Raw genomic sequence first — 24,128 nt, forward strand, 5'->3', positions numbered from 1 at the left:
TCGACATCCCGGCGTGATCCTTGACAGCCGTCGGCCCCGGGCGGGCGTCACGGCGACCTCTCCGGGGCCCCCTAGACTTGGACGCTCTGCGCCGTCACCATCCACAGAACCGGTGGCGGCATTGGGAGGATCTTGGACTACTCGCTGCTCATCATCGCGACCCTCGGGGGCGTCGCGATCCTCGTGGGGCACCTGTTCAAGCGCTTCGTCCCCGAGATCGTGGTGTTCCTGGCGCTCGGGGTGGCCATCGGCCCCGAGGGCCTGTCGTTGATCAACGAGGACAACGTCAAGTCCCTCGAGCTGCTGACCCAGGTTGCGCTGGGTGCCGTGATCTTCCTGATCGGCGACCGCCTCAGGCTGGACGACCTGCGTGCCCAGCGCCTGCTGCTGGTCCCAATCAACACCGCGCAGGTGCTGCTGGCCGGCGTGCTGACCTTCTTCGCGGTGCAGGCTGCGGGGGCGGACACCGCCACGGCGCTGGTGCTGGGCCTGATCGCCACCGAGACGGGGGTCCTGACGGTCGCCGCGACGGTCAAGGAACAGCGCGCGAAGGGTCCGGCGACCGACCTGCTGCTGTCCTCCGTCGGCGTCACCAACGTCGCCACGGCCCTGCTGTTCGGGCTCTCCTTCCCCTTCATCCTGGCCAGCTCCGGACAGGCCGAGACCGCACAGACCATCCTCGTCTTCGGGCAGCTGGTCGTGCTGTCGACCCTGATCGGCCTCGTCGGCGGGTGGATCCTGCGCATGTTCTCCACGGCGCTGGAGACCTCGGGTGAGCTGCTGCTGTTCCTCCTGGTGGTCCTGACCGGCATCGTGGGCGCCGCCGTCGCGGTCGAGGGGTCGGTGGTGGTCTCCACGCTGATCGCCGGCCTGTACATCGCCAACACCGCGCCGTGGCTCGCCGACCGCCTCTTCGCGGCGATCCGCACCCTCGAGGCGCCGATCTACCTCGTCTTCTTCGTGGTGGCGGGCGCCGAGATCCACCTCGACGAGCTGACGCAGGTCGGCGTCATCGGCGCCGCCTACGCCATCGCCCGGGCGGTGGGCAAGCTCGGCGGCGCGGCCCTCGGTGGCCTCGCCGGTCGTGACTGGAAGCTCGGCTTCCGCACCGGTGCGGCGCTGCTGCCTCACGCCGGCATGGCCATCGCGCTGGTCGCCCTGGTCGTCGAGCAGGCGCCGGAGCTCGGCGGCACCGTCTCGGGTGTGGTGCTGGGGTCCATCGTGGTCTTCGAGCTGGCCGGGCCCATCGCCGCGCGGCGGGCCATCCGATCCTCCGGCGAGACCGGCAAGGGCGGTTCCGGCGAGGCGATCGAACCGATCCCCGAGGTGCTGTCCCACCGCTCGTTCGACCGGGTGCTCGTGCCCGTCGGGTCCGTCGACATCATCCTCCCGCGGCTGCCCTTCCTGCTGGACCTCGTCGGGACGATGCGTGCCGAGCTGATCGCCGTCCACATCTCGCGACCCGGCACCGTCGAACCGGGGGCCGAACCCGAGGTGCTGCAGCTGGTCGAGGCCGTTGCTGCCGAACGCAACATCACGGTGCAGAAGGTCCACAAGGTCTCCGAGGCCGTCGCCCAGTCGCTGGTCGCCGCCGTGCGGGACCACGACGCCGAGCTGGTGGTGATGGGCGAACCGGCCCGGACGTCCCTGCTCGAACCCAGCCGCTGGGGCCTGATCTCCCAGCGGGTCGTGCGCGACGTCGACGTGCCGGTGCTCGTGTACCCCGTGGACCCCTCGGACCCGGAGAAGGTGCCCAGCGTCTACCTGCGTCGGGCCCAGCAGGCACGTGCGCACGACGAGGGGGCACGCGGGGAAGCGGATCGGGTCGTCGGGGTCGACGACCCCGACGACGACCCCGAGTCGACCCACCCCGTGGAGGCCTGAGCGGGGACGTCCTGCCGCGCGCTCGGACGGCCGGGCGGGGTGGGGCGCGGGGACCACGGCCATGCGCCACTAGAATCGGGCCCGTGGAGTTCAGCCCCGGAACCGTCGGCACCCTGCTGATCGTCGCCATCCTGGCGTCGATCGGTGCCATCGTCGTGGGCGTGATGGCCATCCAGGGCGAACGTCGCGTGCGCGCCACCTACAGCCGGTTCGCGCGCGGACGTCGCGAGGACGTCGTCACGCTGATCGGCATGCACATCGACGAGGTGCAACGCCTGCAGCAGGTCGTCCGTCGCCACCAGTCGCAGGCCAAGCAGCTGCGCGGGCTGGTCTCGCGGACCCTCAGCCGCATCGGCACCGTCCGCTACGACGCCTTCGACGACATGGGTGGGCGGCTGTCGTTCTCCATGGCGCTGCTGGACGAGCACGGTGACGGGATGGTCATCACGGCGATGAACGGGCGCGTGCAGACCCGCACCTACGCCAAGCCCGTGCAGGGTGGATCGTCCACGCACAACCTGTCGGAGGAAGAGGTCCAGGCCATCGAGCAGGCCATGGCCAGCGGTGCCCGCCGTGTCCAGGAGGTCGTCGCCATGCTGCCGACCGAGGACGACGTCGTGCCGGCCGCAGGGGACACCCGCGTGACCGCAGTCGCCGACCAGTCCCTGGAACACGACGACGGCTGGGACGGGCACGCCGCGGACCCCGTGGGGCAGTCGCCGCAGTGACCGTCGTCTTCCTCGGACCGGAGGGCACCTTCACCGCCGCCGCTGCGGAGCTCGCGGCGCCCGGCGTGCCGCGCCTGCCCATGACGACGATCCCCGAGGTCGTCCGGGCCGTCCGCAACGGTGACGCAGCGGTCGGGGTCGTGCCCATCGAGAACTCCATCGAGGGGTCGGTCAACCTGACCCTCGACACGCTGGCCTTCGGCGAGCCCGGCGTCTACATCCGTCGCGAGATCACGATCCCGATCTCGATGAACCTGCTGGCGAGGCCCGGGAGGAGACTGGAGGACATCGTCGAGCTGCGCAGCCACCCGATGGCCATCCCCCAGTGCCGCGAGTGGCTGGACGCCAACCTGCCCGACGTCCGCCTCGTGCCATCGGCGTCCACTGCCTACGCCGCGGAGGAGGTGTCGCGCGCCGACGGGACGGTCGCGGCGCTCGGGACGGCCCTGGCCGCCGACCGCTTCGACCTCGACGTGCTGGCCAAGGACATCCAGGACCGGGACGGCAACACCACGCGGTTCGTCGTGCTGGGCACCCGCATGTCGATGCCGACCGGGGCGGACAAGACCTCCCTCGTCATCTTCTTCGGGGAGGACCGGCCGGGTCAGCTGATGCGGGTCCTCGACGAGTTCGCGCTGCGGTCGATCAACCTGACCAAGATCGAGTCACGGCCCACCAAGCAGCAGCTGGGCGAGTACTGCATCTTCATCGACCTGGCCGGGCACGTGACCGAGGCCCGGGTCGCCGAGGCGCTGCGGTCGGTGCACCGCCACGTCGCCGACGTGCGGATCCTCGGGACCTACCCGCGGGCCGACCGGCTGGTGGCCGAGGCCAACGGGCCGGACTCCGAGGACGCCTACGCCGAGGCGTCCCTGTGGTTCCGGACGATCATCGACCGCATCGACTCCTGAGGTCGCGTTCTGCGTTCGGGGGCGTCCCGTCCTGCGCGGACGGACGGTGCCGCCGTGTTGTGCTGGCTCCCCAACCGGGGCAGGCTTGCGTCACATGCGTGTGAGTCGGTGTTCCGCGAGGACCCGTCCTTCCCCCCTCACAGCGCCCATCAGCTCGCTCGTCGGGACGCTCGTCGTCGCGCTCGTGGCCCTGCTGTTGCCGGGGGGCGGTCGGGACGTTGCCCATGCCCAGTCCTCCACCGAGCTCCGCGAACAGCAGGAACAGGTCGAGGACCAGCTCGAGGGTGCACGTGACGCCGAGGCCGGCATCGCCGAGGAGCTCGAGGGTGCCGCCGAGGTCCGCCAGGAGGTCGAGGGCGAGCTCGCCGACGCCACCGCACGGGTCGACGAGGTGCTCATCGAGATCGAGCGGGTCGAGGACGAGCAGGCCGGGCTGCAGCGCGAGGTCGCGGACCTGTCGGTCGAGGCTGCGGAGACCCGCGCCTCGTTGACCACCCAGATCCGCACCCTGTACATGCAGGGCGCTGCGGAGAGCTTCATCGTCGCCCTCGACGCGCAGGCCGCCCAGGAGGTGGGGGTGCGATCCCACTACCTGGAGGCGCTGTCGCGGGGTGACCGGGCCCGGCTGGAGGTCCTGGGCAACGTGACGACCCAGCTGGAGGCCCGCGAGGCCGACCTGCTGCGGGTCACCGAGGAGCTCGATGCCCTTCGCGCCGACGCCGAGGAGGCCCAGTCCGCGCTGGACCGCGAGCTGTTCGTCGCCGCCGGCTACGAGGCGGAGGTCGCCCAGCAGCTGGCCGACGCCGAGGGCGAGGCCCGGCGGCTGGCCAACGAGGCCACCCAGCTCGCTGCTGCCGCTGCGGCGGCGGAGCAGGCGGAGGAAGAGGAACGCCAGCGCGCCATCGCCGCGGCGGAGGAAGCCGAACGCCGGGCCCAGGCGGCGGCCGCTGCCTCGGCAGCCGCGGCCGCGGAGGCCGCGCAGAACGCCAGCAGCGGCGGGTCCTCCGGGGACTCGGCCTCAGGTGGGTCCTCGAGCGGCGGATCCTCCAGCGGTGGCTCGGCACCGGTCAGCAGCGACGGCAAGGCCTGCCCACAGGACAACCCGCGGTCGTTCACCGACACCTGGGGCGCACCGAGGTCGGGCGGGCGCAGCCACCAGGGCACCGACATCTTCGGGGCCCGCGGCGGCAACGTGTTCGCCATCGTCGACGGGACCGTGGCCTTCACCCGGTCCGGCGGCATCGCCGGGCTCTTCCTCGGCCTGCAGGGCGACGACGGGAACCTGTACTACTACATCCACCTCCAGGACTTCGTCGCGTCGTCGGGGCAGCGCGTCAGCGCCGGACAGCTGATCGCCCACAACGGCGACACCGGCAACGCTCGTGGTACGACTCCCCACATCCACTTCGAGCTGCACCCCGGTGGGGGAGCGGCGGTGAACCCCTATCCCCTCCTCAGGGCGGTGTGCGGCTAGACGATGAACATCTTCCTTGCCCAGTCCGAGGCCGAGGACGTCATCAGCGACGAGCTGAACAACATCCTCGAGAACGCCCCGTCGACACCCGGCGAGGCGCTCGAGGTCATCGTCAGCAAGTTCCAGTCGCTGTGGACCGGGATGCTGCAGAGCCTGCCGATCATCATGATCGGCCTGGTCGTCTTCCTCGTGCTGTACGTCGTGGCGCGGGTCGTCAGCCGGGGCTTCGGGCACACGCTGGAGAAGACCAACGCCGACCCGGTCGTCAGCCGGCTGCTGACGCGGGTCCTCAAGACGATCCTCGTGATGGTCGCGGCCCTGTTCGCCCTGTCCACGATGGGCGTGGCCATCGGCAACGTCGTGACGTTCCTGGCTGTGCTCGGCTTCGCGGTGGGCCTGGCCGTGCAGGGGATCCTCGAGAACTTCGTGGCCGGCGTGATCCTGCTGATGCGCAAGCCGTTCCGGGCGGGTGACCAGATCATCACCGGTGACTTCGAGGGCACCGTCGACGACGTCGACTTCAGGGTGACGGCGCTGATCGGCTACGACGGCACGAGGCAGCTGATCCCCAACGGGCAGGTGTACTCCAACCCGCTGGTGAACCTCACCGGTGCGGGCAAGCGGCGCAGCACCGTCACCGTCGGCGTGGACTACCGCGACGACCACGACGAGGCCCGTGAGGTCATCCGCGCCGCGCTGGTGGGACTGGAGGGGGTCCTCGAGGACCCCGCGCCCGAGGTGCTGCTGACCGAGCTCGGCGACTCCAGCGTCAACTTCGAGGTCCGGTACTGGACCGAGCCGAGCATCCGCTCGGTGCGCCACACCCAGGACCGGGTGCTCGCCGCAGTCAAGACTGCCGTCGAGGGCGCCGGCATGACGATCCCCTGGCCCATCCGCACCCTAGTGGTCGACGGCCCCGTGGACGTGGGGCAGCGTCCGGACTAGTCAATCGAGGGCCCCGGATACGGTCATTTCGAGGGGTGCCGCACACCGGTCGGGCACGAGACAGTGCGTACGTCCGCAGTCGATCGTTCCCTCAGGAGCCCCCATGCTTCGCCGTCCTGCCCTGCGCGTGGCCCTGCCCGCAGCCCTCCTCGTCCTGTTGCTCGTCACGACCGCCCTGCCGGGTGGTGCCCAGACCGAGCTGCCCTCGGTCGAGGACCTCCTCGGCGAGGTCGGCGAGCTCGAGGGGCTCAACGCCCTCGACCCGATCCTGAACCCCGTGTCGGAGCTGGTGCTGACGACCCTGGCCACCATCGACGACACGCTCGCGGACGCCCCGCTCGTCAACGCGCTCGCCCTCGGCGGCGACGACGCGATCGACGCAGGTGTGGCCTTCTCCCAGGCCACGTTCCCCGACGGTGCCGGCACCGCAATCCTGTCGCGAGAGGACCTCTTCGCCGACGGGTTCTCCTCCGGGGCCTTCCAGGGCGTCAACGACGCGCCGCTGCTGTTCACCGACTCCGACGACCTCGACCCGCGCACCGGCCTGGAGCTGATGCGGCTGGGCATGACCGACATCACGATCCTCGGTGGTGACCGCGCGTTGAACCCGCTGGTCGTCCAGAAGCTGGAGATCGCCGGTCTCACCGTGACTCGCGTCGGCGGCCCGACCCGAGTGGAGACGGCCGTCGAAACCGCCCGAGCGACCAACCCCGGCGCCACCACGGCGCTGCTGGTCCGCGCCTACCCCGACGCCGGACAGCCCGACGACCAGGCCTACGCCGACCTGCTCGCGGCCGGCCCCTACGCCGCGGAGAACGGGTGGCCGATCCTGATGACGCCGTCGGACGGCCTGCACCCGGCGACCGCCGAGTACCTGTCCAGCAGCACCATCACCGACGTCGTCATCATCGGTGGCACCGGGGCCGTGTCGCAGGCGACCGAGGACGCCGTCACGGCGCTCGGCCTGTCCGCGAGCCGTGTGGCCGGTGACAACCGCTACGCCACTGCCGTCGCCATCGCCAACGCCCGCGGCTTCACGTCGTCGGCGGATGCCGACCGCCTGATCCTGGCCGAGAGCCGTGCCCGCGACGACGTGTGGGCGCCCGGGTTCGCCGCCACCGCCCACGGCACCGAGCACGCCGCGCCGGTCCTGCTCGTGGACGGCCTGACGATCCCGGCGGAGACCCTCACCTTCGTGCTGGAGGGGATGGTCGCCAACCTCCTCGACGGCGGTCCTGCCGTGATCTGCGCCAGCTTCGTGGACTCCCTCGCGTGCCGGGCGGTGGCGCTGCTCATGGTGGGCAACGTCGCTGGCGCGCTCGAGCTCGTCTCCGGGCTGCTGGACATGATCGGCGGCTTGCCCATCCTCGGTGACCTGCTGACCGACCTGGGGCTGGCCGGCCTGCTGCCGGGTGTCCTGCAGAGCCTCACCGAGGCCCTCGAGCAGGCGGGTGCCACGACGGAGACCCTCGAGAACCTGCTCGGTGCGGTCGCCAGCGGCGATCCTGCCGCCGCCCAGGCAGCCCTCGAGGAGGCTGCCGGCAGCGTCGGTGAGGACGTGACCGACCTGGTCGGTGGTGCCCTCGGTGGCCTGCTCGGCGGTGGGTCCGGCGGATCCGACGGGTCGGGTGGATCCGGGGACGAGGACGGCTCGGACGGCGGCAACCCCGTCGACGACCTGCTCGGTGGCCTGCTCGGTGGCGGCAACTAGACACACCTTCCGTGACGGCCCGACCGCTGGTCCGGCCGTCACGGTCCCACCTCGACGCCCCGCTCGACCGCTGGTCGGGCGGGGCGTCGCGTTCGGTCCGGGGACCGCATACCCTCCCTCATCGTGATCGACCTCAAGGCACTCCGCTCCGCCCCCGACGACTTCCGCGCACCGCTTGCCAGGCGAGGCGTCTCCTCCGAGACCATCGACCGGCTGCTGGAGATCGACGAGCAGCGCCGTGCGCTGATGACCCAGGCGCAGGACCTGCGGGCCGAGCAGAAGCAGTTCGGTCGGCGGATCGGACAGGCCACCCCGGAGGAACGTCCGGCCCTCATCGAGGAGTCGGGCACCTTCAGCGCCCGCATCGAGGCCCTGGAGACCGACGAGGCGGCACTCGAGGCCGAGCAGAACGCCATCCTGCTGACCATCCCCAACGTCCCGCACCCCGAGGCCCCCGACGGCGTCGACGACGACGATGCGGTCGAGGTCCAGCAGTTCGGCGACAAGCCGGCGTTCGACTTCGACCCCGTCGACCACGTCGCGCTCGGTGAGGCCCTCGGCATCCTCGACATCGAGCGGGCGGTCAAGGTCTCGGGCAGCCGGTTCGCGTTCCTGCTGGGCGACGCGGTGTTCCTGGAGTTCGCCCTCGTCCGCTACGCCATGGACATCATCGCCGGGCACGGGTTCACCCCGGTCATCCCGCCCGTCCTGACGCGCGAGGAGGCGCTGTTCGGCACCGCCTTCCTGCCCGGGTCCGCCGATCAGATCTACAAGGTCCCCGAGGACGACCTGTACCTCGTCGGGACCGCCGAGGTGCCGCTGGCCGGCATGCACATGGACGAGATCTTCGAGGCCGACCAGCTGCCGCTGCGCTACGGCGGCTTCTCCACCTGCTTCCGTCGCGAGGCCGGGACCTACGGCAAGGACACCTCCGGGATCTTCCGAGTGCACCAGTTCGACAAGGTCGAGATGTTCAGCTGGGTGACGCCGGAGGACAGCTGGGAGGAGCACGAACGGCTGCGGGCCATCCAGACGGAGGTCCTCAGCGGCCTGGGCCTGCACGGACGCGTGGTCGACATCGCGGTGGGGGACCTGGGTGACTCCGCGGCCCGGAAGTACGACCAGGAGGTCTGGCTGCCCGGACAGGGTCGTTACCGAGAGCTGACGTCGGCATCCAACTGCACCGACTACCAGGCCCGTCGACTGAAGGCCCGGTACCGCACCGACGACGGCACCCGCACGGTGCACACCCTCAACGGGACCGCCTGCGCGGTCGGCCGCACCATCATCGCGGTCCTGGAGACCCACCAGCAGGCCGACGGGTCCATCGTGCTGCCCGAGGTACTAGTCCAAATGATGGGCAAGGAACGGCTCGTCCCCGTACGCACCCAGGGATAGCATGACAAGCAGGGCGGACTGCGGTCCGAGGGGGTGGTCTGCACAGAACATCCCCCACCTCCAGGAGCACCGTGACCCTGCCGCCCCCGTCCGAGTCATCCCTGGGTTGGGTCGCTCGTCAGGCCAGCCTGTCGACCACCCCGGCAGCGTTGCTGGACGTGGTGATGCAGGGCATGGCCGTCACGGGTGTGTCGCTGGTCGACGTCAGCGACCCCGGTAGCTCGCGGACGATCGCCAGGGTCGGTGACACCGACGGCGAGCTCGAGCCGTTTCCGCTCCCGGGCTTCACCGAGACCCTGCAGGTGGGCTGGGCGAGGCGGATCGACGACCCCGACGTGATCCAGACCCTGGTCGGCATCGTGGCGGTCAACCGGGACCGACAGCGACTGGCCGCGCGCCTGGCAGAGGTGCAGGAGCGCAGCGACACCGCCCAGGCCCTGGCCCACATGGGCGACTACGAGTGGGACATCGTCAAGGGGGCCGTGACGTGGTCCGACGAGCTGTTCCGGATCTACGGGCTCGAGCCGCAGTCGGAGACCATCACCTACGACCGGTTCATCGGGATGATCCACCCCGACGACCAGGAACGAATCCGCGCCATCCACGCCGAGGCCTACCGCACGACCGAGGCCTACGCGATGACCGAACGGATCGTGCGCCCCGACGGTGACGTCCGGGTCCTGGAGAGCCAGGGGACCGTCGACACCGACGAACACGGCAACCCCATCCGCATGCGCGGGTCGTGCCTGGACGTCACCGTCCGCGTCCGTGCAGAGGAAGCGCTGCGCAAGAGCATCGAGGACGTCGTCCAGCTCGACATGCGGCTGCAGGAGACCCGCCGCCGACGACGGCAGGCCGTGGAGATCAACGACAACGTCATCCAGCGGTTGACCAGCGCCCTGCTGGCCCTGGAGGCGGGCCGAGGCGAGGCCGCCGGGGAGTACCTGTCGCGCGTGCTGGCCGATGCCCGGCACATGATGGTCGACCTGCTGGACCAGGGTCACGAGCCGCTCGGCTCCGGCGACCTCGTCCGGGAGTCGGCGGCGATGCTCGAGACCCTCTTCGACGAGCCACTGCCCCCGGCCGAGCAGTCCGGGTCCGGCCGTGCCGGGGCCATCCGGGTCCTCCTCGTCGACGACGCGCTGGACCTGCGTTTCCTCCTGCGGCTCAACCTGGAACGCGACAGCCGCTTCGTGGTCGTCGGTGAGGCCGGCGACGGGAGGGAAGCGGTCGAGCAGGCAGCAGCCCTCCAGCCCGACGTGGTGCTCCTCGACGTCGCCATGCCCGTCATGGACGGTCTCACCGCGCTGCCGTTGGTCCGGCAGGCTGCGCCGGGCTCGACCGTCATCATGCTCAGCGGTTTTGCCCGTGACCACCTGGCCGAACGAAGCCTCAGTGCAGGCGCGGCTGCCTACGTGGAGAAGGGCGAGGCCGTGGCCGACGTCGTCGGCACGATCCTCGCCCACGGGTCGACGGTGGCGCCGACGCGGTCCCCCTGACTCGGCGGGGGCCTACAGGCCCATGCCGCGGCCGATGATCTCCTTCATGATCTCCGTGGTGCCGCCGTAGATGGTCTGCACGCGGCTGTCGACGTAGGCACGGGCCACCGGGTATTCGGTCATGTAGCCGTAGCCGCCGTGCAGCTGCAGGCACCGGTCGATGGCGTTGACCTGCATCTCCGTGGTCCACCACTTCGCCATCGCGGCGTGCTCGATGGACAGCTCGCCGGCGTTGTGCAGGTCCAGGCATCGGTCCATGAACACCCGCCCGAGCTCGATCCTCGTGCGCAGCTCGGCCATGACGAAGCGGCTGTTCTGGAACGACCCGACGTTGCGTCCGAACGCCTTTCGGGAGGTGATGTAGGCGTGGGTCTCCTCGAAGATCGCCTCGGCCGCCGACACGGCGGTGCAAGCGATCGACAGTCGCTCCTGGGGCAGGTTGCCGACGAGGTAGAGGAACCCCATGCCCTCCTCGCCGAGCAGCTGGCTGGCCGGCACCCGGCAGTCGTCGAAGAACAGCTCGGAGGTGTCCTGGGCCTTCATGCCGACCTTGTCGAGGTTGCGCCCGCGGGCGAAGCCGGGGGTGTCGGCATCGACCAGCAGCAGCGACAGGCCCTTGTGGGGGTCGTCGCTGGTCCGGACCACCGTGATGACCATGTCGGCCATCTGCCCGTTGGAGATGAACGTCTTGGCGCCGTTGACCACGTAGTCCGCACCGTCGCGAACCGCCGAGGTCTTGATACCCGACAGGTCCGATCCGGTGTTGGGTTCGGTCATGGCGATGGCGGTGATGCACTCGCCGCTGACCATCCTCGGCAGGTAGCGGGCCTTCTGCTCGTCGTTGCCGTACCGCATGACGTAGGGGAGGTTGATGTCGGTGTGGACCGCGAACCCGGGGCCGGACGATCCGACGCGGACCTGCTCCTCGTTGATGATGGCGTTGAAGCGGAAGTCGTCGACCCCGGTGCCCCCGTACTCCTCGGGGGCGGCCATGCACAGCAGCCCGGCCTCACCGGCGGCCAGCCACACGTCACGGTCGACCTGTCCTGCCGCAGCCCACTCCTCGTTGTGCGGCGCGACCTCCTTCTCCATGAACCGGCGGGCCATCTGCTGGAAGTGCAGGTGCTCCTCGTCCAGGCCGGTGCGGGGCATCCAGTTGATCGTGCTCATGGTCGGGTCCTCTGGGGGTCGTGGTTCATCATCTGGCAGAAGGTGTCGGTGGTGGCGCGGACCATCCGGCGTTCCCACCGGGCGTCGTCGCGCAGCAGCGCGGTCAGCGCCGCGCCACGGAACGTCTGCAGGGCGTGGTCCAGGGCCGCCCTGAACGTGGGGTCCTCGGGGTGCGGCTCGCCCAGCACATCGGCGATGACCGTCCGTGCGTCGGCGCCGAGGCGCCGTTCGTGGACGACCAGCGCGTCGCGGAGCGTGTCGTCGGTGCGGGCGGCGACCCACAGCTCGGTCGCGGCGGCGAACAGCGGTCCGCTCATCGTCGACCACAGCAACCCCATGCCGGCGGCGCAACGATCGGCCGGGGAGTCCAGCTTCGTGGCCTGCTCGGTGAACCACCGCCCGCGCCTGACCGCGAGGTGGGCGACCGCGTCCATCAGCAGCTCCTGCTTGGACGGGAAGTGGTGGATCAGGGCACCACGGCTGACCCCGGCCAGCTCCTGCACCCGAGCGGTGGTGGTCGCCGTGTAGCCGTCGTCCACGAGGCTCTCGACGGTGGCGTCGAGGATCTTCGCGCGGGTGCGCAGCGCGCGCTGCTGGAGGGGGACGTTCGGGGCGTCGGCGGCAGCCATCTGACGCGCAGCCTAGGCAGCGCGCCACCAAACAGTCAACTTGGTCGGTTTTGCTCAGGTGGCCCGGGCAGTCCGTCCCGAGCGGATGCGGTCGGCGACCTCGCGACCCGTCAGGACGATGAAGAACATCGCCACCGACGTGCCCGACATGGCGGCCGAGCCGGCCAGGTCGAGGTGGTAGCTGAGCTCCAGGCCGATCACCACCGCGGCCCACCCGAGCACCGTGGACACGACCATGATCGTGGGGACACGGCGCACCAGCAGGGTGGCCGTGGCGGCCGGGGCGACCAGCAGCCCGAACACCAGCAGGCTGCCGACGGTCCGGAAGGCGGTCACCACGACCAAGCCGATGAGGGCCAGCAGCACCGCCCTGGCCACGGCCGGCCGCAGGCCCAGCAGCTGGGCCTTGCGCTCGTCGAAGGACAGGACGAGGAAGGCGCGGTATCCCAGCACCGACGCCAGCACGGCGATCGTCGCGGCGACGCCCTGGAGGATCAGGTCGGAGGACGTCACGCCCAGCACATCACCGAACAGGAACGCCGTGACGTCCACGGCGAAGGACCCCGACCGCGAGATGATCGCGACACCGAGCGACAACATCCCCGCGAACAGCAGTCCCGTCCCGGTGTCCTCGGGCAGCCGCGCCCGGGAGCTGACGAAGGACACGCCACCGATCGTCAGGGCTGCGGCGATGGCGGCGCCGATGGTCAGGTCGACCCCCACCAGCGCGGCAACGGCGATGCCCGGGATGACCCCGTGGGCGAGGGCGTCGCCCATGAACGCCAGCGATCGCAGCACGACCCAGACGCCCACGGTGCCGCACATCGTCGCGACGAGCAGGCCGGCGACCAGCCCTCGCTGGGTGAAGCCGGCCGCGAAGGGCTCGAGCAGGAAGTCCATGTGCAGGGGGAGGGTATGCGCGATGGGCGGACGCGCCCACAGCGGAACGGCGTGTTCGTGCAGGACTCCGGGGCTGCCGTGTCGAAGCATCGGCCGACCCCCCATGTTGGTTTCCCAGAGGACTGTCGTGTTGTCCAGCGTCCATGCCCGGACCGCCGTCGCCACCCTGCTCGTGGCCCTGCTCGTCGCCACCGCGACCAGCGCGGGCGCAGCACCCCTGCCCGTGGCTACATCGGACGCCTCGTGCGTCCCCAGCGCGGCCGTCACCGACGCCACGATCGAGGTCGTCGCGGGTCGCCGGACCATTGTCGTCGACGATCCGGTCCTGATCGGCGGCGGTCGGACGAGGCTCCTGGGTGTCGGCGAGGCCTGGTGCGATGCGACCGCGGTGAACACCTGGCTGGCCGCGGGTGCGACGTTGACGACGGAGGAACGTGCGCTGGCCGCGGCGACCGTGCTGGCCACGCCGAACTTCGTCGACCTCCGCTGGTCCGACGTGCGCACCGTCGACGGGACGGTGCACGCCGTCTCGCACGCGCGGACCAACGGGGTGGTGGCCGAGTGGACCGTGGTCATGGACCAGGAGGGGCTGCGCGAGGCCCGGTGGACCGCCGTGGACTTCGCGGTCCCGCCGGTGGCGCCCGACCACGGGGGACTGACCGCCCTGCCGGGCGCGTCCATGGGCTTCCGTCGCGGCGGCGATGGCCTGGTCCACGCCGTTGACGACCCCCTCTCCGCACTCGACCAGCCGGAGATCGTCACGCGGGGCACCGCCTCCGACGGCTTCGAGATCCTGGTCTCCGCGGGCGACACCACGATCAGCCCGGACCTGGAGGACGACACGGGGATCCGCGAAGCGGACTTCTACCGCTCGGTCCGGGACTGGAGCCTCGACAACTACGAGGAGTTCCTGCTCTGGGGGCTGGACAACCGGCTGCCCGGCGCCCAGGGCACCGTCTTCGTCGACGACGCCCTGAGCCTGTTCTGCATCGCGTGCACGGTCGCCACCGACACCTTCAACGTGCACCTCTCCAGCCAGGCGGTGTACTTCCAGTCCCAGCTCGGCATGCACTACACCGAGGAGGCCCTCGGGTTCAGGACGATCCTCGGGCACGAGATCTTCCACAACGTCCAGCACGGGTACGCCGAGCTGTCCGGCAACGAGTCGTTGTCCCCGGCCTTCGCCGAGGGGACGGCTCGCATGCAGGAGTCGCTCCACCTGTACTCCGAGGCGTCCTACATCCCCGGAAGCCCGCTGTACCAGCGATCGGCGCAGGGATGCAACGGGTTCCAGGGCAACTCGCCCGACAAGGCCTTCGGCGAGGGACCGTTCAACGGCCATGCCGAGGACGCCTGCTTGTTCTGGATGTCCTGGTACGGCCGGAACGGCATCGATCGCCTCGTCCGCCTGCTGGAGGAGTCAGCCACCGGCGGGCCGACGGGAAGTGACTTCAGCAAGACCGTCGGCGGGCTCGGTACCGCCTCCGGTCGGTCGCTCAGCAGCAACCTGCTGACGTTCGCGGTCTCTGCCATCACGGGGCAGGGGTACGGCTGGCGGTCCCCATCCGACGAGTTCTCGGAGTACCGGGACTGGGGTGCGCATCTCGCCCGATGGCACGTTCGCCAGCTGCCCGTCGGCAACCGCTATGACCGCACGCTGGGTGACGGCGGCGTCATGGCGGCAGAGATCACGGGGTCGGCGTCGCTGGACTTCCGCGGTCCGGTCGACGCCCACCTGATCACCGTGACCGACCACGGGTCCGTGCACGTGGAAAAGATTCCCAGCAGGCGTCAGGTGCACGTTGGAGCGGACGAGCGCGCGTTCGTCGTCCTGCTCAACCCGGACTTCGGCTCGGTGTCGGCCACGATCCTGTGGGGAATGGCACCCAACGCCAACGACGAGTGGTTCGGGCCCGTGACGCCGCCCGGTGCACGTTCCTGAAACGGTTCCTCGTGAAAACTACTCGTTTGTGGTAGCAGGAACCGCCGCAGTGCACGGCGAACCATCCCTGCGAGGACCCGCACGTCGACGGGTCGCCACCACTCGAAGGGACCCGGCCATGAAGAGCCGCAGGATGTTCACGAAGCCACTGGCACTGCTGGCGGCTGTTGTCATGGCGTACGCCTTGTTGCCCGCCCTCAGCGCGTCCGCCGCGCCGCCGTCCTCAGCGACGCTGAACACCGCCAGCGTGTTCCCGGGACAGGGCAAGTCCTTCACCCTCACCGTCCGCAACGACGCGAACCCCCTGTCCCTGGGGGCCCTGGAGCGCATCAACTTCGTCCGCGTGACTCCCCCGGCGCTGCTGCTGAACGAGGGGTGCCCCACGATCTCGCCCGCCAGCACCTGGACGTGCACCTCCCACCGAGGCGGGTTCTATGACCTCAGCGGCGGCACCATCGCCGCCGGTCAGTCACTGGCGATCACCTTCGCTGGTGACATCGGCGCACCCAACACCGCCAACCAGACCCAACCGTTCGTGGTGGATGTGTCGGACCAGGGTGGGGCGAACAACACGTTCACCCGCCTCCCGGCGCTGAACCTGACGGTCAAGGTCCTCGACCTGCTCGCTGGTTCCATCGCGGAGACGTCGCCGAACACCGACGGGATCACCACCCGAGGACAGACGGTCGGTGGCCAGTTCCAGGCGATCAGCTACGCCAGGCAGCCCATCACCATCACCCCGACGGTCAACGGTGCCGCACAGACGGCCGTCACCCTGCCCGGCATCGGGGCCGCAGCAGTCGAGGGCAGCACGACCAGCACCCCCGTCCCGTTCACCGTGTCGACGACGGCCGCGCTGTCCCCCCGGACGGCGAACCTGCCGATCACCGCGTCGGTCACGTCCAGCGGATCCTCTGCCGGTCCGCTCACCGGCAACTTCACCGCCGAGGCCCAGGCCTACCTCGTGCCCGACCTCGACTCGGTGCAGCCCAAGGTGGTCCGCTCCTCGCAGAAGGACAACGACGGCACCCACATCGGCGGCTTCAGCTACGACATCTCCATCGACGCGGAGAAGCTGAACATCCCGACGATGCAGACGGCACCGACCGCAACGCTGGAGCTCAGTGGTCCCGGCGCGCCGGCGGGCCAGCTGCCGGCCACCATCACGTGGTCCAACGGTGGCGCGTGGGCCGAGGGGGCCATCGCGACCTTCACGGTCGCCAACGTGGCGATCAACAGCGCCGTCGACACCGGGGTGCTCAACGGCACCCTGCGGCTGGCCGGCGGCACCGACGACAACCTGTTCCCCTACTCCCAGACGATCCCGCTGCCGAGCCTGATCCTGATCGACAACATCGCCCCGATCATCCAGAACTTCGACATCGCGATCCCCTCCGGACAGTTCCAGGTCAAGGCCGGCGACACGATCGTCCTGTCGGGCGACATCGACGACCCCCAGAACAGCCCGAGCCTGGACCTGGCGATCACCGGTACGGTCACCAACAAGCTGACGATGCAGCAGAGCGACCCCATCACCGTCTTCGCCAACCCGTCGTTCACGGGTGACAGCTTCTCGGTGTCCTACCAGATGCCGGCCACCGTGCCCTTCGGCGGCGTCCAGACGCCCCTTCCCGAGTTCGCGCTCTTCACTGCCGACGCGTCCCTGTCCGACGTCGCCAACAACCAGAGCACCGCATCGGGGGACATCGACATCGACAACGCGGTTCCGACGGTTCGGATCGCCACCCTCCAGGACGACCAGTTCGACGGGCAGGACAACTTCCCCGGCGCTCGGTACTACATCGAGGTCGAGCTGACCAACGACTACAACAAGGACGACGGCACCAGCCTCATCGCTGGTGGCTGCAACCCGCTGTCGTGGGACCAGGACGAGACCAGCGTCATCGGGGTCTACTACTCCAACGGTGCCCGCTGCCAGAACGGTGTGGCCGGTCCGGACAACAAGCGCGTGCTCGCGCTGCTGTCGGACCTCGACCCGAACTTCCCGTACCAGATCGAGTTCGACTCCGGGGTCCTCCTGCACGACGACATGTTCGACGGTGCCGCCAACGAGGTCCTCAACTTCGTGGCGCAGACGATCACCACGATCGCCCCGCCGAACCCGCTGTTCAGCCAGCTGCAGCGGTACGACACCGACGCCAACGACGGCTCCTACGAGACCGTCACCGTCTATGGCGACCCCGAGAACAACGACCGGGTCGTCCACGTCAACGCCGGTGGTCCCGCGGCGACATCGGGCAGCAAGGTCCCGCATGTCACCGTGGGTGCCGCATCCACCGCGTTCGAGGTCCGCGTCCTCGACCAGGCGGGCAACACGCTGTACCGCGTGCCGGCTCCGACGGTCAACGACAACGACCAGACCACCCTCGACCTGCCGATCCCGGCGCTGCTTGGTGACTGCGAGAGCGGTACCCAGGGCCAGGGCACCATCGTCGGCGAGAACTGCGAGCTGACCCGCTTCGTGACGTTCTTCAACCCCAACGCCGCCAGTGGATCGCGGTTCTCCCTCGAGCCGCTGAAGCTGACGGTCGTGCTCGACCAGGTCCTGCCGCAGATCTCCTCGGCGGCCATGTCCGGGAGCGACGCGGTGAACGTTGGGTACAACGAGGCGTTGGCCGGCGGACGCAACTCCAACCAGGACTGGGCCACGGTCCAGGTGAACCCCGACGCCAACCAGCAGCAGGACGACTTCCTGTTCCGTCCGGTGCAGGACGTCGCCAACGGTGCCAACGGTGCCAGCCGCGTCCTGTCGGGCCTCCTGCTGGACTCCCGAGTGGGCCTGTACGGCGTGTCGTTCCTCTACAACGGCGCTCCGCTGGAGCTGTACCAGGACCTGGCCGGAAACCGCACGTCGACCGACGTGATCTTCCAGAGCTAGGCACCTCGACATCAGGAGGCCCGGACCGAACGGTCCGGGCCTTCTCCCTTTTCCTGCCCCCGCGGGGCGGTTTGTCGCGATCCGCGCAATTGTCCGGCACTCGCGGGAGGAATGACGTCACCGGCCGTCGAACCCCCGCACCAGAGACGTCCGGAACGGGCGGGAGCCGACCACCCCAGACGGGAACGGGAGCAGATCATGTTGAAGAAGTGTTTGTCAGTCGTCGGGCTCATCGCCCTTGCGCTCGGGCTGCTGCCCGCGCTGAGCGCCATGGCCGCACCTGCCGCGACCGTGTCGCTGGATGCCACCGACGTCTTCCCGGGGGCAGGCCAGGACTTCACCATCACGGTGGAGAACGACGCGAACCCGCTGACCAGCGCCCAGGACGTCATCGACTACGTCCGGGTCACCCCGCCGGCCATGCTGCTGGGCGACAGCTGCCCGACCGTGTCGGGCTGGTCCTGCGTCTCCCACCGCGGAGGGTTCTACGACTTCGAGCCGACCGGCACCCCCGACATTCAGGGGCGCTTGGGCATCGTCCCCGGTGGATCGCTGGACATCACCTTCACCGCTGACATCGGCGCCCCCCAGAGCGCCGACCAGACCCAGAACTTCGTCGTGGACATCTCCGACGAAGGTGGCGCCAACGGCTCGTTCGACCGCTACGCCAACCTGGACCTCACGGTGCACGTGCTCGACCTCGTGGCCGGCTCCATCCTCGAGACGTCCACCCCGGCGGACAACACCGCCACCCGCGGGCAGACCATCGATGCCCGGTTCACCGCCACGTCCTACGCGCGGCAGGACATCACGGTGACGCCCCTGATCGACGGCACCCCCGGTGCCCCCGTCACCCTCCCCGGCATCGGTGCGCTCGGCACGGCCGGTGACGCCGTCGACACCGACGTGGCCTTCGACTACACCACCACGGGTGGTCGGACCCCTCGCTCGGCCACCCCGACCGTCACCGTCGGCCTCGACACGGGCGGCGCCAGCGACGCCGGCACGATCACGGGCACCTTCACCATCCAGGGCGAGCCCTACCTGCAGGCCGACCTCGACAGCGTCGCCCCCGAGGTGGTGCGGTCGTCCCGCAAGGACGGCACGGGCGCCCACATCGGTGGCTTCGACTACGACTTCACCTTCGACCTCGACAAGCTGAACATCCCGACGGTGGCCGACGCGACGGCCACGTTCGCCCTGCAGGGCGCGACCACCGGCCCGTTCGCCGCGGCCAGCACGACCCTGTCGTGGGACGGCGCCCCGTGGGCCGAGAACAGCGTGGCCACCGTCACCGCTGCCGGGGTCACCATCGACGCCGACATCGACACCGAGGCCCTCACCGGCACCCTGACCCTGTCCGGCGGGACCGACAGCAACGGGCACCCCTACAGCCAGACGATCTCGCTGCCGAGCATCGTCCTCATCGACAACCTCGCCCCGCTCATCCAGGACTTCGAGGTCGAGATCCCCTCGGGGCAGCTGCAGATCAAGTCGGGTGACGTCATCACCTTCACCGGTGACATCGTCGACCCGCAGAGCTCGCCGACCCTGGACTTCGTCATCAGCGGGACCGTGACCGACAAGGTGACCCTGCAGCAGAGCGAGCCCTTCGAGATCCACGCCGAGCCCGAGTTCAGCGGGACCAGCTTCAGCGTCGACTGGACCGTGCCGGACGAGGTCGGCTTCGGCGGCTCCGACGTCGCCGTCCCGGACTTCTCCTCCCTCGCGGCGTCCGCCAGCATCACCGACGTCGCCGGCAACGCCAGCGACGCCGACCTGACCCAGGACATCGACAACGCCGACCCGGCGGCCGTCCTCGCCGCGCTGGCCGACAGCACTGCCACCGACGCCCCCGACATCGCCTCCGGGCCGCTCGCGGGCCGCTACTACGTCGAGGTCGAGCTGGCCAACGACTACGTCGGCCCCAACGGCGAGAGCCTGCTGACCGGTGGCTGCAACGCCTCCACCTGGCGCCTCGCCGGTGCCACCGTCGAGGGCGTCTACTACTCCGACGGGTCGGCCTGCCGCAACGGCCAGCCCGGCCCGGACGACAAGCGCATCATCACCGTCTTCGAGGACCTCGACCCCGACCGGTCCTACGAGCTGACCTACGACAACGGCAGCCTGCTCAGCGACGCCCTCCAGGACGGCGCCGACAACACCCTGCTGCAGGACGCCATCGACACCATCACCCGGATCGCCCCGCGCAACCCGGTCTTCACCACCCTCGAGCGGTACGACAGCGACGCCGACGACGGGTCCTTCGAGCAGGTCACCGTCTACGGCGACCCCGGCAACAACGACCGCATGGTGCACCTCAACCGTGGTGGCGTGGCCGGCGCGACCGGCACGCAGGCACCGCACGTGACCGTGGGTGCGGCCTCCTCGGTGTACGAGGTCCACGTCCGCGACGGCGCCGGCAACACCCTCTACGTCGTCGCCGACCCCGAGGTCGACGACAACGACCAGGTGACCGTCGACCTGCCGGTCATCGCCGACATCGCCGACTGCGACACCGGCGTCGGAACCGGCGTCGTCGTGGGCGACGACTGCCACCTGACCCGGTTCGTCACCTTCCACAACCCCTTCGCGGAGGCCGGTTCCCAGTTCAGCGTCGACCCGCTGAAGCTGACCGTCGTGCTCGACCAGGTCGTCCCCCGGATCGCCGCCGCCGCCTTCGACGGCAGCGACGCGGTCGACGTCGGGTACAACGAGATCCTGGCCGGCGGCCGGAACGCCAACCAGGACTGGGCGACCGTCCAGGTCAACCCCGACGCCGGCCAGCAGCAGGACGACTTCCTCTACCGGCCGGTGAACAGCGTCGACAACGGGGCGAACGCGTCGTCCCGCGTGCTGTCCGGCCTGATGCTGGACTCCCGCGTCGGCCTGTACGGCGTGTCGTTCCTCTACAACGGTGACCCGCTGGACCTCTACGAGGACCTCGCGGGCAACCGCACCCTCGAGGACGTCATCTTCCAGAGCTAGCCGGTCCCGGACCCGCGCGACGGCCCGACCCACCCACGTGGGCTCGGGTCGTCGCCTTTTCGGACTGACCCGGACTTCCACGTAACGCACGGGGCCCCCGCTCGTTGAGCGGGGTGAAGCAAGTTTCTTCCCCCCTACTTCCGGGAGTGTGTGCGATGTTCAAGCGTCTGGTTGCGGTCGTCGGACTGGCGGTGATGGCGTTCGGGCTGCTGCCCGCGGTGATCGCCTCGGCAGCCCCCGCGGCGTCCGCCTCGATCGACAGGTCCACCGTCTTCCCCGGCACGGACAAGGCCTTCACGGTCACCGTCCGCAACGGCGAGTCGCCCCTGTTCGCCCCGACCGAGACGATCGACTACATCCGGGTCACCCCTCCGGCGATCCTGCTCGACGAGGCATGCCCGGCCGTCTCCGGCTGGAACTGCGTGTCCCATCGTGGCGGCTTCTACGACTTCACGCCGGTGGGCGGCGGACTGGGCCTGACGGGCCTGGCTCCCGGCGCGACCCTCGACATCCCCTTCACCGGACGGGTCGGTGCACCCAACAGCGCCGAGCAGACGCAGGCCTTCGTCGTCGACGTCTCCGGTGACGGCGGCGCGAACGGCACCTTCGACCGCCTGCCCGGCCTGAACGTCACCGTCAAGGTCCTGCAGCTGGTCTCCGGTTCCATCGTCGAGGTCGCCAACGGCGTCGTCGGCGACGGGGTGGCCACCCGTGGCCAGACGATCACCGCGCGCTTCACGGCCCGCAGCTTCGCCCGCAACGGCATCTCGGTCGTCCCCACCATCAACTCCATCGCGCGCCCCGCCGTCACCGTTGCCGGCATCGGCGCCACGGCGGTCGAGGGCACGACCAAGGACACCAACGTCACCTTCACCTTCTCCACCCAGCGAGGCATCACGCCGGAGCAGGCCGCCGAGGCCCTGTCCGTCAGCATCGCCTCGGCCGGCGCCACCGCCGGGCCACTGACCGGCAGCTTCACCGTCCAGGGGGAGGCCTACCTCGAGGTGGACCTCGACTCCCTGTCCGACCCCGTCGTGCGGTCATCCCGCAAGGACAGCAACGGCAACCACGACGGCGGCGTCACCTACGACCTGACCCTCGAGGCGGAGAAGCTGAACCTGCCGACGGTCACCGGCGCCTCCGCCAGCCTGCAGCTGACCGGACCGGGCGGCCCCTACACCGCTCCGGCAACGATCAGCTGGGACGGCACCCCCTGGGCGAAGAACTCCGTCGCCACCTTCGAGTTCGCCCCCATCACCATCAACGCCGACGTCCCGACCGGCGTCCTCAACGGCACCCTGACCCTGTCCGGCGGCACCGACTCCAACGGCTTCGCCTACAGCCAGACCATCCCGCTGGCGAACCTGATCCTGATCGACAACATCGCGCCGATCATCGAACGCTTCGACCTGTACCTCCCGGCCGGGCAGCTCCAGGGCAAGGCCGGCGACGCCCTCGACTTCGACGGCGAGATCTCCGACGAGCAGGGCAACACCGTCCTCCCCGATGACCTGACCGTCACCGCTCGCGTCCGCAACAACCTGACGATGGCCACCTCCGACCCGATCCCCGTCACCGTCAACGGCTCCGGGACCGCCTTCAGCGGCACGTTCGTCCTGCCCGACAGCGTCCCCACCAACAACGGCACCGCGTCCATGCCCCTGCCCGACTTCGGCCTGGTGACGCTCGAGGCCGACCTGACCGACGCAGCCGGCAACGGCTCCGGCGCCTTCGCCGACGCCGACATCGACAACGCCGTCCCCGTCATCAAGGAGGCCGCGCTGGTCGACGGCAACGCCGAGGACACCGTGGACCCGCTGGGCCAGACCGGCGGCCGCTACTACGTCTCGGTCGAGCTGACCAACGACTACAACGACGCCGACGGCACGTCCGTCATCGCCGGTGGCTGCGCTCCCTCCTCCTGGGACGTCGACGAGACCACCGTCGTCGCGGTCTTCTACTCCAACGGGCAGTCGTGCCAGTCCGGTGTCGCCGGCCCCGACAACATCCGCATCCTGGGCCTGCTCAGCACCATCGACCCGAACTTCCCCTACCAGGTCACCTACGACGGCAGCGGCCTGCTGGCCGACGACCTGCACGACGGTGCGAACAACCTGGTCGACTTCCTGCAGGACGTGACCTTCACCCGCATCGCCCCCGCCAACCCGCTGTTCAACCAGCTGCAGCGCTACGACACCGACGCCAACGACGGCAGCTACGAGACCGTCGGCCCGCTGGGTGACCCCAACAACAACGACTTCGTGTTCCACGTCAACCGCGGTGGCCAGCCCGGTACGCAGACCCCCCACATCACCGTGGGTGCGGCCTCCGCTGCCTACGACATCGTCGTCACCGACGAGCTCGGCAACCGCCTCTTCACCGAGACCGCACCGACCGTGGACGGGGACGGGTTCACCACCATCGACATCCCGCTCCCGACCAACACCAACGGCTGCGACACCGGGGCCGGAACCGGCACCCTGGTCGGCCCCAACTGCGAGCTGACCCGTCGCATCACCTTCTTCAACCCCAACGCCGCACCCGGCAGCCAGTTCTCGGCGATCCCGCTGAACCTGACCATGGTGCTGGACCAGACCGTCCCGGCCATCGTCGCCTCGACCCTGTCGGGTGACGCCAGCCAGGTCACCGTCGGCTACAACGAGAGCCTGGCCGGCGGTCGCAACGCCAACCAGGACTGGGCCACGGTCCAGCGCAACCCCGACGCCGGCCAGCAGCAGGACGAGTTCCTCTACCGCGGTGTGTTCGACGTCCAGCAGGGCGAGACCGCCAGCACCCGGGTGCTGTCGGGCCTGAGCATCGACAACCGTGTCCCGCTGTACGGCGTGTCCTACCTCTTCCAGGGCACCGACGCCCTCGACGTGTACGAGGACCTCGCCGGCAACCGCAGCGCGACCGACGTGATCTTCGCCAGCTAGGTCACCGTTGCCCCACGAACCCACGACCCGGCCGTACCAGCGGCCGGGTCGTGGACGTCTGTGACCTGACTCCCCATGGGGCAAGGCAGTACCATCGAAGGCCAGTCACGGGGC

At 69.8% G+C, this 24,128-nt stretch carries 15 protein-coding genes; 12 read left to right on the forward strand and 3 right to left on the reverse strand.

Annotation, left to right across the window (positions count from 1 at the left end; all coding sequences use genetic code 11):
- Window positions 1-132: 132 nt before the first annotated feature.
- The 8 genes from CUC05_RS22100 (at window position 133) to CUC05_RS22135 (ending at window position 10,550) form a co-directional block, all read left to right on the forward strand.
- On the forward strand, window positions 133-1,884 hold the full coding sequence (locus CUC05_RS22100; RefSeq protein ID WP_108668316.1) for a cation:proton antiporter domain-containing protein: 1,752 nt from the start codon (window positions 133-135) through the stop codon (window positions 1,882-1,884).
- 83 nt (window positions 1,885-1,967) lie between these two features.
- Window positions 1,968-2,612: a DUF4446 family protein gene (locus tag CUC05_RS22105; protein ID WP_157965880.1), complete on the forward strand. Its 645-nt coding sequence runs from the start codon at window positions 1,968-1,970 to the stop codon at window positions 2,610-2,612.
- A complete protein-coding gene (gene pheA, locus CUC05_RS22110) occupies window positions 2,609-3,523 on the forward strand; it encodes a prephenate dehydratase (protein WP_157965881.1) in 915 nt (304 codons plus the stop codon). The genes CUC05_RS22105 and pheA overlap by 4 nt, the downstream gene beginning before the upstream one ends.
- A 184-nt stretch (window positions 3,524-3,707) precedes the next feature.
- Window positions 3,708-4,997 (forward strand): murein hydrolase activator EnvC family protein, encoded by a 1,290-nt coding sequence (locus tag CUC05_RS22115; protein WP_108668319.1) that lies wholly within the window; start codon window positions 3,708-3,710, stop codon window positions 4,995-4,997.
- 3 nt (window positions 4,998-5,000) lie between these two features.
- Window positions 5,001-5,942 (forward strand): mechanosensitive ion channel family protein, encoded by a 942-nt coding sequence (locus CUC05_RS22120; protein ID WP_108668320.1) that lies wholly within the window; start codon window positions 5,001-5,003, stop codon window positions 5,940-5,942.
- A 103-nt stretch (window positions 5,943-6,045) separates the two neighbouring features.
- Window positions 6,046-7,653 carry a cell wall-binding repeat-containing protein gene (locus CUC05_RS22125; RefSeq protein ID WP_108668321.1) on the forward strand — a complete coding sequence of 536 codons (1,608 nt, stop codon included), beginning with the start codon at window positions 6,046-6,048 and terminating at the stop codon, window positions 7,651-7,653.
- A 123-nt stretch (window positions 7,654-7,776) separates the two neighbouring features.
- Window positions 7,777-9,051: a serine--tRNA ligase gene (gene serS, locus CUC05_RS22130; RefSeq protein WP_108668322.1), complete on the forward strand. Its 1,275-nt coding sequence runs from the start codon at window positions 7,777-7,779 to the stop codon at window positions 9,049-9,051.
- A gap of 71 nt (window positions 9,052-9,122) precedes the next feature.
- Entirely contained in the window at window positions 9,123-10,550 is a 1,428-nt protein-coding gene (locus CUC05_RS22135; RefSeq protein WP_108668323.1) for a response regulator, read from the forward strand.
- 12 nt (window positions 10,551-10,562) lie between these two features.
- On the opposite strand, the gene CUC05_RS22140 is transcribed toward CUC05_RS22135, so the two are convergent.
- The 3 genes from CUC05_RS22140 to aztB are packed head-to-tail and all read right to left on the reverse strand — an operon-like array spanning window position 10,563 to window position 13,249.
- Window positions 10,563-11,702 carry an acyl-CoA dehydrogenase family protein gene (locus CUC05_RS22140; RefSeq protein ID WP_170128088.1) on the reverse strand — a complete coding sequence of 380 codons (1,140 nt, stop codon included), beginning with the start codon at window positions 11,700-11,702 and terminating at the stop codon, window positions 10,563-10,565.
- A gap of 14 nt (window positions 11,703-11,716) precedes the next feature.
- Window positions 11,717-12,349, reverse strand: coding sequence for a TetR/AcrR family transcriptional regulator (locus tag CUC05_RS22145; RefSeq protein ID WP_108668325.1), 633 nt, complete (start codon window positions 12,347-12,349; stop codon window positions 11,717-11,719).
- A gap of 54 nt (window positions 12,350-12,403) precedes the next feature.
- Complete coding sequence (aztB, locus tag CUC05_RS24970) at window positions 12,404-13,249, reverse strand: zinc ABC transporter permease AztB (protein ID WP_157965882.1); 846 nt, start codon at window positions 13,247-13,249, stop codon at window positions 12,404-12,406.
- 130 nt (window positions 13,250-13,379) lie between these two features.
- Here aztB and CUC05_RS22155 point away from each other — a divergent pair, with 130 nt between their 5' ends.
- From CUC05_RS22155 to CUC05_RS22170, 4 genes are all read left to right on the forward strand, one after another.
- On the forward strand, window positions 13,380-15,191 hold the full coding sequence (locus tag CUC05_RS22155) for a hypothetical protein (protein WP_157965883.1): 1,812 nt from the start codon (window positions 13,380-13,382) through the stop codon (window positions 15,189-15,191).
- Between the two features lie 133 nt (window positions 15,192-15,324).
- Window positions 15,325-18,090: a hypothetical protein gene (locus tag CUC05_RS22160; protein ID WP_157965884.1), complete on the forward strand. Its 2,766-nt coding sequence runs from the start codon at window positions 15,325-15,327 to the stop codon at window positions 18,088-18,090.
- Between the two features lie 198 nt (window positions 18,091-18,288).
- A complete protein-coding gene (locus tag CUC05_RS22165) occupies window positions 18,289-21,078 on the forward strand; it encodes a hypothetical protein (RefSeq protein WP_157965885.1) in 2,790 nt (929 codons plus the stop codon).
- Window positions 21,079-21,233: 155 nt separating this feature from the next.
- Entirely contained in the window at window positions 21,234-24,014 is a 2,781-nt protein-coding gene (locus tag CUC05_RS22170; RefSeq protein ID WP_108668330.1) for a hypothetical protein, read from the forward strand.
- The last annotated feature ends 114 nt before the right edge of the window (window positions 24,015-24,128 follow it).

The sequence above is a fragment of the Euzebya rosea genome (genome assembly GCF_003073135.1).
Taxonomy (GTDB): domain Bacteria; phylum Actinomycetota; class Nitriliruptoria; order Euzebyales; family Euzebyaceae; genus Euzebya; species Euzebya rosea.

Bases quoted from the DNA above. Each gene is read 5' to 3' on its own strand.
- CUC05_RS22170 (WP_108668330.1), top strand. From the start codon at position 21,234: ATGTTCAAGCGTCTGGTTGCGGTCGTCGGACTGGCGGTGATGGCGTTC.
- CUC05_RS22165 (WP_157965885.1), top strand. From the start codon at position 18,289: ATGTTGAAGAAGTGTTTGTCAGTCGTCGGGCTCATCGCCCTTGCGCTC.
- CUC05_RS22160 (WP_157965884.1), top strand. From the start codon at position 15,325: ATGTTCACGAAGCCACTGGCACTGCTGGCGGCTGTTGTCATGGCGTAC.
- aztB (WP_157965882.1), bottom strand. From the start codon at position 13,249: ATGGACTTCCTGCTCGAGCCCTTCGCGGCCGGCTTCACCCAGCGAGGG.
- CUC05_RS22120 (WP_108668320.1), top strand. From the start codon at position 5,001: ATGAACATCTTCCTTGCCCAGTCCGAGGCCGAGGACGTCATCAGCGAC.
- CUC05_RS22125 (WP_108668321.1), top strand. From the start codon at position 6,046: ATGCTTCGCCGTCCTGCCCTGCGCGTGGCCCTGCCCGCAGCCCTCCTC.
- CUC05_RS22140 (WP_170128088.1), bottom strand. From the start codon at position 11,702: ATGCCCCGCACCGGCCTGGACGAGGAGCACCTGCACTTCCAGCAGATG.
- CUC05_RS22145 (WP_108668325.1), bottom strand. From the start codon at position 12,349: ATGGCTGCCGCCGACGCCCCGAACGTCCCCCTCCAGCAGCGCGCGCTG.